The following is an 8,088-nucleotide window of genomic DNA, read 5'->3' on the forward strand; positions in this document are numbered from 1 at the left end:
CCTGTGGGAGCGGCCTCTGGCCGCGATTGGCCTTGGTGGGTCTGCCGGCGCCGTATCGCGACCGGGAGGTCGCTCCTACGACCTGTGGGAGCGGCCTCCTGGCCGCGATCGGCATCGCCGGCCTTACATACGGATCAGTGCGGCACCCCAGGTAAAGCCGCCACCGAAGGCCTCGGTGAGAATCAGGTCGCCCGGCTTGATCCGGCCATCGCGCACCGCGACGTCCAGGGCGAGCGGGATGGACGCGGCCGAGGTATTGCCGTGGGTATCCACCGTCACCACCACCTGATCCATGGACATCGCGAGCTTCTTCGCGGTCGCCTGGATGATGCGGATATTGGCCTGGTGCGGAACCAGCCAGTCCAGTTCGGTCTTTGCGATCCCGTTGTGTGCGAGGGTCTCGTCCACGATCTGGTCCAGCGTGTTCACCGCCATCTTGAAGACGGCGCGGCCTTCCATGCGGATCTTGTCGTCGGTCACGTCCGTGCGCGAGACACCGGCCGGCACCTCAAGCAGCGACCGGTGGGCTCCGTCGGCATGCAGGTGGGTCGAGATCACGCCCGGTTCCTTCGCCGCGGACACGATCACCGCCCCTGCCCCGTCGCCCCAGAGGATGGAGTTGCCCCTATCGCTGTAATCGGTGATGCGGGACAGGGTCTCGGCGCCCACCACCAGCACATGGCGGCACTGGCCACCGCGGATGAACTGGTCCGCCGTCGCGAGTGCGTATACGAACCCGCTGCATACCGCCTGGATATCGAAGGCCGGACAGCCACCCACGCCCAGCTTGGCCTGAAGCAGGCAGGCAGTGCTCGGAAAGATCTGGTCGGGCGTGGTGGTCGCGACCAGGATCATGTCGAGGTCGTGCGCGTGGAGAGCGGCCGCGTCCAGCGCCTGCAGCGAGGCCTGCAGGGCCAGGTCCGAGGTCGTCTCCCCGGGCGCCGCCACGTGACGCAGACGGATGCCGGTGCGCTCGACGATCCACTCGTCCGTGGTATCAACCAGCCTTTCCAGGTCGGCGTTGGTCAGAATCCCTTCCGGCAGGTAGCCGCCGGTTCCGGTCACGCGGGCATGGGTCACACTTCCACCTCCTGGCGCAACATGCGGCCCAGCTGCTTGTCGATCCGCTGCGAAACGTTGGCCTGGGCCTCCTTGCGCGCGATCCGTATGGCATTCTGGAAGGCGATCTCGTCCGCCCCGCCGTGGCTCTTGATGACGATCCCCTGCAGACCCAGCAGCGAGGCGCCGTTGTAGCGTCGGGGATCGAAGCGATTGCGAAAACGATTGAGTACCGGCAGCGCGGCCAGGCCCCGAAGCCGCGTGATCCACGTCCGCCTGAACTCGGCCCGGATGTTGTCGGAAATCATGCGTGCGACACCCTCGCTCGTCTTCAGTGCGACATTGCCGACGAAGCCGTCACACACGACCACGTCGACATCACTGCAGTACACGTCGTTGCCCTCGACGAAGCCGATGTAGTTCAGCGAGGAATTCTCGAGCAGGTGGGCGGCCTCGCGCACGCGGTCATTGCCCTTCATCGCCTCGGAGCCGATGTTGAGCAACCCGACCCGGGGCGTGTCCAGACCGTCGATCGCGCTCACCAGAACCGAACCCATCACCGCGAACTGGTACAGGTGGGCCGCCTCCACGTCGACATTGGCGCCGAGGTCCAGCATGTGGGTGTGCCCGAACAGCGATGGCAGCGCCGTGGCGATCGCGGGCCGGTCGATGCCGGCCAGCGTCTTCAGCACGTAACGGGCAGTCGCCATCAAGGCGCCGGTGTTGCCGGCGCTGACGCAGGCGGAGGCGTCCCCCGCCTTCACCAGGTCGATCGATTTGCGCATGGAGGAGTCGCGCTTGTTGCGCAGGGCGACCGCTGGCAGCTCCTCCATCGCCACCGTCTGCGACGCGTGAACCACCTGTACCCGCCCACGGACGGACTGCGGCCAGTGCCGCAGGTGCGCCGCGACCACCGCCTCGTCGCCGACGAGCAGGAGATGGACGTCGCTCATCGCCTGCAGCGCGTGGAGCGCGGCCGGCATGATCACGGAGGCGCCGTGGTCTCCGCTCATCACGTCCAGCGCAATGGAATAGCTGTGACTCATGCCGATCGCGATTTGCCTTCGCACTGCCTGCCCCAGGTCGCGACTCCGATTGGAGGTCGCGAGGAGCGATCACCGGTTCCGGGGTTCCGCGCGCCCCGTGACGGACGGACGCCGGCATGCCGGGCCGCCCAGGCGGCCCGTGGGGCTATCTTACCTCGGACGGGGCTCCGCCGGGGCCCGATCGCCGCAGCGCGCGCACAGGCACGGCGCCCGGCGTTCGCCCCCGAGGCAGACGACGGAGGCGTGCGTCAATCCTCGTCGTCCTCGACCGCTACGTCCTTCTGGACCACCTGGCGACCGCGGTAGAAACCGTCCGGAGACACGTGGTGCCGGCGATGGACTTCACCCGTGGTGGGTTCGATCGAGAGCGTGGCGCCCCTGAGGGCGTCGTGCGCGCGGCGCATGCCGCGCTTCGACGGAGTGGTACGGCCTTGCTGAACTGCCATGGTGGTGTCTCCAATCTGCCAGGTCCCGGAAAACCGGGCGCATTGTTTAAGGTCTACCGGGCTGCGTTCAGAGCGACCTGCGCAGCTTTTTCAGTACTGCAAAGGGATTCTCGCCCTCCCCGCCGCCCGCGCCGGGTTCGAACTCGCGCTGCAACCGCGGGCCGCAGTCCGGGTGCCGGGGCGACAGCGGCAGCGAGAGCAGGATCTCCTCCTCCACGAACTCCGCAGGCCGCAGGAGACCGTCCTCGTCCAGCTCCAGCACCTCCTGCCCTTCTCCGAGGGCTTCGGGCAGCCCCTCCGGACCGGCCACGACCACGTCGGGCTCCAGGCTGAAGGTCCATGTCATCGGCTGCAGACAGCGCTGGCACTGTTGCCCCAGTTCGCCGCTGATCCTGCCCTGCAGCCGGATCTCTCCGAGCAGTCCGCGCTCAAGGCCGAGCAGCACATGCACGCTGAGCGGCATCCCCTCGGGCACCGACGCGGCCAGCCGCGGCAATTCCTCTCGGCCGAGTTCACCCTGCCACTGCTGGTGGAGCGCCCGCGGCTGGAAGGGGTCGAGGGAAACGGGAAGACGGCTCATCTCAAGGGCGCGGAATATACGCGCGCGCGGGTTTTCTGTCAAAGCGAACAGAGGCTTAACTTGCAGCCCCGCCGGCGCTTGCGGATACTGCACTGCCAAAAACCACACAGGACCGCCGGGCGTGATTCCGATCCGCAAACTCCTCATTGCCAACCGCGGCGAAATCGCCGTGCGTCTGATCCGCGCCTGCGCGGAGATGGGCGTCACCTCGGTGGCGGTCTTTACCGATGCGGATCGTCACGCCTTGCACGTGAAGAAGGCCGACGAGGCCTACTCCATCGGGCCGGACACGATGGGCGGCTATCTGAACATGCACCGCCTGATCAACGTGGCCCGGGCGGCGGGCTGTGACGCCGTGCATCCCGGTTACGGCTTTCTCTCGGAGAATGCCGAGTTCGCGGCCGCCTGTGCCGCCCGGGGCATCCGCTTCGTCGGCCCCTCGGCCGCGGTGATCCGCCGCATGGGAGACAAGGTCGCGGCGCGCGAGGCGATGATGGCCGCGGGCGTGCCGGTCGTACCCGGGTCCGAGGGCAACCTGGAGGACGCCGAAGCCGCGCTGCCGGTGGCCGAACGTGTCGGCTATCCGGTGATGCTGAAGGCCACCAACGGCGGTGGTGGCCGGGGTATCCGCCTGTGCGAGGATCCGGACAGCCTGCGCCGGAACTTCGAGCGCGTGCGCTCGGAGGCGACCCGCGCCTTCGGCAGCACCGAGATCTTTCTGGAAAAGGCGATCGTCAATCCGCGGCACATCGAGGTACAGATCCTGGGAGACAGCCACGGCAACGTGGTCCACCTGTTCGAACGCGACTGTTCCATTCAGCGCCGGCACCAGAAGCTGGTCGAGATTGCCCCCTCGCCACAACTGACGGAGGCGCAGCGGGAGTATGTGGGAGCCGCGGCGGTGACCGCCGCACGGGCAGTCGGCTACGAGAATGCCGGGACCGTCGAGTTCCTGCTGGACCATGACGGTTCCTTCTATTTCATGGAAATGAACACCCGCCTGCAGGTCGAGCACCCGGTGACCGAAATGATCACCGGGATCGACATCGTGCAGGAGCAGCTGCGCGTGGCCGCGGGACTGCCGCTGCGCTACCGGCAGGAAGACATCACCCGCCGCGGCTACGCGATGGAGTTCCGGATCAATGCCGAGGATCCGGAGAACGACTTCCTGCCGAGCTTCGGCCGGATCACGCGCTATTTCGCGCCGGGCGGACCGGGCATCCGCACCGATGGGGCCATCTACACCGGCTACCAGATCCCGCCCCAGTACGACTCGATGTGCGCCAAGCTGATCTGCTGGGCGCTCGACTGGGACCTGCTGCTGCAACGGGCAGACCGCGCCCTGCGGGATATCGGCGTATTCGGCGTCCGCACCACCATTCCCTACCACCTCGCGATCGTGGATCACCCGGAGTTCCGATCCGGCTCCTTTGACACCGGCTTCATAGCCGCTCACCCGGAGCTGACGGATTTCCCCAAGAGCCGTCCGAACCGGAATCTCGCCGTCGCCATCGCTGCCGCCCTCGCCGCCCACCATGGCCTCTAGGATCGTTTCATGAGCCGAGTACACATCACTGACCTGACCCTGCGCGACGGGCATCAGAGCCTGATCGCGACCCGTCTGCGCATCGAGGACATGCTGCCCATCTGCCACCAGATGGATGAGATCGGTTTCTACTCGCTGGAGGCCTGGGGTGGCGCGACCTTCGACGCCTGCGTGCGGTTCCTGAAGGAAGACCCCTGGGAGCGCTTGCACCGGCTCAAGACCGCCCTGCCGAAGACGCCGCTGCAGATGCTCCTCCGCGGACAGAACCTGCTCGGCTACCGTCACTACGCCGACGACGTGGTGCGCAGCTTCGTGCAGCGCAGTGTCGAGGGCGGGATCAGCATCATCCGGATCTTCGACGCGATGAACGACACCCGCAATCTGCAGGTCGCGATCGAGGCCACCCGCGAGGCCGGAGGTCACGCGCAGGGCACGATCTGCTATACCACAAGCCCGGTGCATACCTCGCGCCAGTTCGTGGGCATGGCCCGCGCGATGGTCGAGATGGGGGCCCAGAGCATCGCGATCAAGGACATGGCCGGCCTGCTGACCCCGAGCGCCACCCGCGAGCTGGTCTCGGAGCTGGTGGATGCGGTCTCCGTGCCCATCCATCTGCATGCCCACGCGACGTCGGGGCTCTCCGAACTCTGTCACTGGCAGGCGATCGAGGCGGGTTGCCGGCACATCGAGACCGCGATATCCGCCTTCGCCGGAGGCACCAGCCACCCGCCGACCGAGAGCATGGTCGCGGCCCTGGCCGGCACCCGGTATGACACGGGCCTGGACCTGGAGGCCCTGCAGGAGATCGACGCCTATTTTCGCGAGGTGCGCAAGAAGTATGCGCGCTTCGAGAGCGACTACACCGGCGTGGACACCCGCGTGCAGGTCAACCAGGTACCCGGGGGCATGATCTCCAACCTGGCGAATCAGCTGCGCGATCAGGACGCACTGGACAAGTTCGACGCGGTGCTCCGCGAGATCCCCACCGTGCGCGAGGACCTCGGCTATCCACCGCTGGTCACCCCGACCTCGCAGATCGTGGGTACGCAGGCGGTGATGAACGTCCTGGCCGGTGAGCGCTACAAGGTGATCACCAACGAGGTGAAGCACTACCTGATGGGGCACTACGGGGACACCCCCGGTCCGGTGAACCCGATCATCCGGGGCAAGGCCATCGGCAACTCCGAAGTGCTGGAATGCCGGCCTGCGGACCGCCTGCCCCCGGAAATGGACACCCTGCGCAGCGAGATCGGTGAACTCGCCGGCACCGAGGAAGACGTGCTGACCTACGCGCTGTTCCCGGAAGTCGGAAGGCAGTTCCTGGAGCAGCGGCGCGACGGAATGTTGGTGCCAGAGCCCCTGAACCCGCCCCAGGCCACTACCGCCGCGGGGTGTCCTGCCCCGGTCGAGTTCAACGTGACCTTCCACGGTGAGTCCTACCACATCAAGGTCACCGGCAGTGGCCACCGGCGCGAGGACTCCCGGCCCCTGTACGTCACCGTCGACGGACTGCCCGAGGAGGTGCTGCTCGAGACCCTGGAGGAGATCGATGTCGTCCCCGGTCCCGCCGCCGGAGCCGAGGGACAGAAAAGGCCCCGCAAGCCGGCCGCGCGGCGCGCCACGCGCCCCGGGGACGTGACCACCTCGATGCCCGGAACGGTGATCGACGTGCTGGTGAGCGAGGGCCAGGAGGTGCAGGCCGGCACCCCCGTGCTGGTGCTGGAGGCCATGAAGATGGAATCGGAGATCCCGGCACCGGTCAGCGGCGTGGTGAAGGCGGTGAACGTGACCAAGGGCCAGGCGGCGAATCCGGATGATGCCCTGATCGAGATCGAGGCCTGAATGACCGCATTGCGCACCCTCGTCCTGGGTTCGACCTCGCCCTATCGGCGCAGCCTCCTGGAACGCCTGCGGATCCCCTTCGAGACCGCGAGCCCCGGGGTCGCCGAGGACCGGCTCCCCGAAGAGACCCCGCCGGCGCTGGCAGAGCGGCTCGCCCGCGCCAAGGCTGCCGATGTCGCGGCCCGTTATCCGGATGCGCTGGTCATCGGTTCCGACCAGAGTGCCGGGATCGGCGAGCGCGTCCTCTCCAAGCCCGGTGATCATCAGCGCGCGGCGGAGCAGCTGGCGGCGCTCTCCGGGCAGTCGGTCGTGTTTCACACCGGCCTGTGCCTGATCGACACCGCCTCCGGACGCGAGTGGATCGGGGTGGTGCCGTTTACGGTGCATATGCGCGATTTCGATGAAGACGAGATCGAACGCTACCTGCGTCTGGAGCGGCCCTACGACTGTTCCGGGAGCTTCAAGTCCGAGGGTCTCGGCGTGTCCCTGTTCCGCCGCACGGAGGGTGACGACCCCACCGCGCTGGTCGGACTCCCGCTGATCCGCCTCTGTGCCTGGCTTCGGGAGGCCGGGATGAACGTGCCGCCAGACCGTGCCTGACACACCGGTACGGTGTTCGGGAACAGCCGGTCCGCTGCCTAGGTTTTGCGTTAAATTATTCTCATAGGGGAATGATTTAAAAAATGGATTCCCCTTTGTTCCGGGCAGGACGGCACGACGACCTGATCGGTTTCTTTCAGAATATTGATCCGGATCAATATTCGTCCGCGTTCTTTGTCCAGTATCGGCGAACGGCAAGGACGCAGGCACGCCCGGGCGGGGCTTGAAAAAGGCCGCCTACAGACGCTTAAATACTGATCCGGGTAATCCCACCCAGAGACGTGCGCCCTTCACGTCCGAGGGTCCAGCAGCAAGTACCGAGCCAGGTACGGACTGTACGTGAAGCAAGGGCATATCAACCAAGGAGATTCGTTGTCATGCGCAAGACACTGAAAGTTGTTGCTATCGCCGCCCTGGTCGGCGCCTTCGCAGTGCCCATGGCTTCCAGCGCACAGTGGGGCGGCTATCCCGGCTACGGCTACGGACCCTACTACGGTCCCGGCTACGGTTACGGTCCCGGCTACGGTCGCGGTCTCGGTGATATGTTCGGCTTCGGCGACATGTTCAGCGACTTCGACTTCTCGGCACGCGGCACCGGCCGTGGCTGGGGTCATGGTCGCGGCTACGGCGACGGCTACGGTTATGGCTATCCCTACGGCTATGGCTATCAGCCGTACCACTACTACGGCGCCCCGTATGGTGCTCCGTATGGTGCTCCGCCCGCTCCCGAGTCTGGTGACCAGGGCGAAGCCGAGGAGTAAGGCAGTCTGAAGCGCTCCGGCCGGTCCCATCCGGCCGGCAGCGCGAAAGCCCGGTTCTGAACGACCGGGCTTTTTTTGTGCCCGATGGGTAGGTCTGGCGGGTGGTTTTCCCAACGCGGCCCGATCGCCAAGAGAGCCCGCCGCCAGTGGGAGCCACTTCCAGCCGCGATCAGCGATACCCGTCGGAGCCACTTCCAGCCGCGATCAG

The 8,088-nt window shown here is 66.6% G+C and carries 8 protein-coding genes; 4 read left to right on the plus strand and 4 right to left on the minus strand.

Annotation, left to right across the window (positions count from 1 at the left end):
• Positions 1 to 123: 123 nt before the first annotated feature.
• The 4 genes from ACESMN_RS02490 to ACESMN_RS02505 all read right to left on the minus strand — a co-directional run bounded on the left by ACESMN_RS02490 (position 124) and on the right by ACESMN_RS02505 (position 3,131).
• Entirely contained in the window at positions 124 to 1,080 is a 957-nt protein-coding gene (locus ACESMN_RS02490) for a beta-ketoacyl-ACP synthase III (RefSeq protein WP_373052007.1), read from the minus strand.
• A complete protein-coding gene (plsX, locus tag ACESMN_RS02495; protein WP_373052008.1) occupies positions 1,077 to 2,105 on the minus strand; it encodes a phosphate acyltransferase PlsX in 1,029 nt (342 codons plus the stop codon). The genes ACESMN_RS02490 and plsX overlap by 4 nt, the downstream gene beginning before the upstream one ends.
• A gap of 248 nt (positions 2,106 to 2,353) precedes the next feature.
• Positions 2,354 to 2,551 carry a 50S ribosomal protein L32 gene (gene rpmF, locus ACESMN_RS02500; protein ID WP_373052009.1) on the minus strand — a complete coding sequence of 66 codons (198 nt, stop codon included), beginning with the start codon at positions 2,549 to 2,551 and terminating at the stop codon, positions 2,354 to 2,356.
• A gap of 67 nt (positions 2,552 to 2,618) precedes the next feature.
• Positions 2,619 to 3,131, minus strand: coding sequence for a YceD family protein (locus ACESMN_RS02505; RefSeq protein WP_373052010.1), 513 nt, complete (start codon positions 3,129 to 3,131; stop codon positions 2,619 to 2,621).
• 124 nt (positions 3,132 to 3,255) lie between these two features.
• On the opposite strand from ACESMN_RS02505, the gene ACESMN_RS02510 reads away from it, so the two are divergent.
• The 4 genes from ACESMN_RS02510 (at position 3,256) to ACESMN_RS02525 (ending at position 7,880) form a co-directional block, all read left to right on the plus strand.
• Complete coding sequence (locus tag ACESMN_RS02510; RefSeq protein ID WP_373052039.1) at positions 3,256 to 4,677, plus strand: acetyl-CoA carboxylase biotin carboxylase subunit; 1,422 nt, start codon at positions 3,256 to 3,258, stop codon at positions 4,675 to 4,677.
• Positions 4,678 to 4,686: 9 nt separating this feature from the next.
• On the plus strand, positions 4,687 to 6,519 hold the full coding sequence (gene oadA / locus ACESMN_RS02515) for a sodium-extruding oxaloacetate decarboxylase subunit alpha (protein ID WP_373052011.1): 1,833 nt from the start codon (positions 4,687 to 4,689) through the stop codon (positions 6,517 to 6,519).
• On the plus strand, positions 6,520 to 7,119 hold the full coding sequence (locus ACESMN_RS02520; protein WP_373052012.1) for a Maf family protein: 600 nt from the start codon (positions 6,520 to 6,522) through the stop codon (positions 7,117 to 7,119).
• Between the two features lie 377 nt (positions 7,120 to 7,496).
• On the plus strand, positions 7,497 to 7,880 hold the full coding sequence (locus tag ACESMN_RS02525) for a sulfur globule family protein (protein WP_373052013.1): 384 nt from the start codon (positions 7,497 to 7,499) through the stop codon (positions 7,878 to 7,880).
• The last annotated feature ends 208 nt before the right edge of the window (positions 7,881 to 8,088 follow it).

The organism is Thioalkalivibrio sp. (genome assembly GCF_041690275.1).
GTDB lineage: Bacteria > Pseudomonadota > Gammaproteobacteria > Ectothiorhodospirales > Ectothiorhodospiraceae > Thioalkalivibrio.

Bases quoted from the DNA above. Each gene is read 5' to 3' on its own strand.
- plsX (WP_373052008.1), bottom strand. From the start codon at position 2,105: ATGAGTCACAGCTATTCCATTGCGCTGGACGTGATGAGCGGAGACCAC.
- rpmF (WP_373052009.1), bottom strand. From the start codon at position 2,551: ATGGCAGTTCAGCAAGGCCGTACCACTCCGTCGAAGCGCGGCATGCGC.
- ACESMN_RS02505 (WP_373052010.1), bottom strand. From the start codon at position 3,131: ATGAGCCGTCTTCCCGTTTCCCTCGACCCCTTCCAGCCGCGGGCGCTC.
- oadA (WP_373052011.1), top strand. From the start codon at position 4,687: ATGAGCCGAGTACACATCACTGACCTGACCCTGCGCGACGGGCATCAG.
- ACESMN_RS02520 (WP_373052012.1), top strand. From the start codon at position 6,520: ATGACCGCATTGCGCACCCTCGTCCTGGGTTCGACCTCGCCCTATCGG.
- ACESMN_RS02525 (WP_373052013.1), top strand. From the start codon at position 7,497: ATGCGCAAGACACTGAAAGTTGTTGCTATCGCCGCCCTGGTCGGCGCC.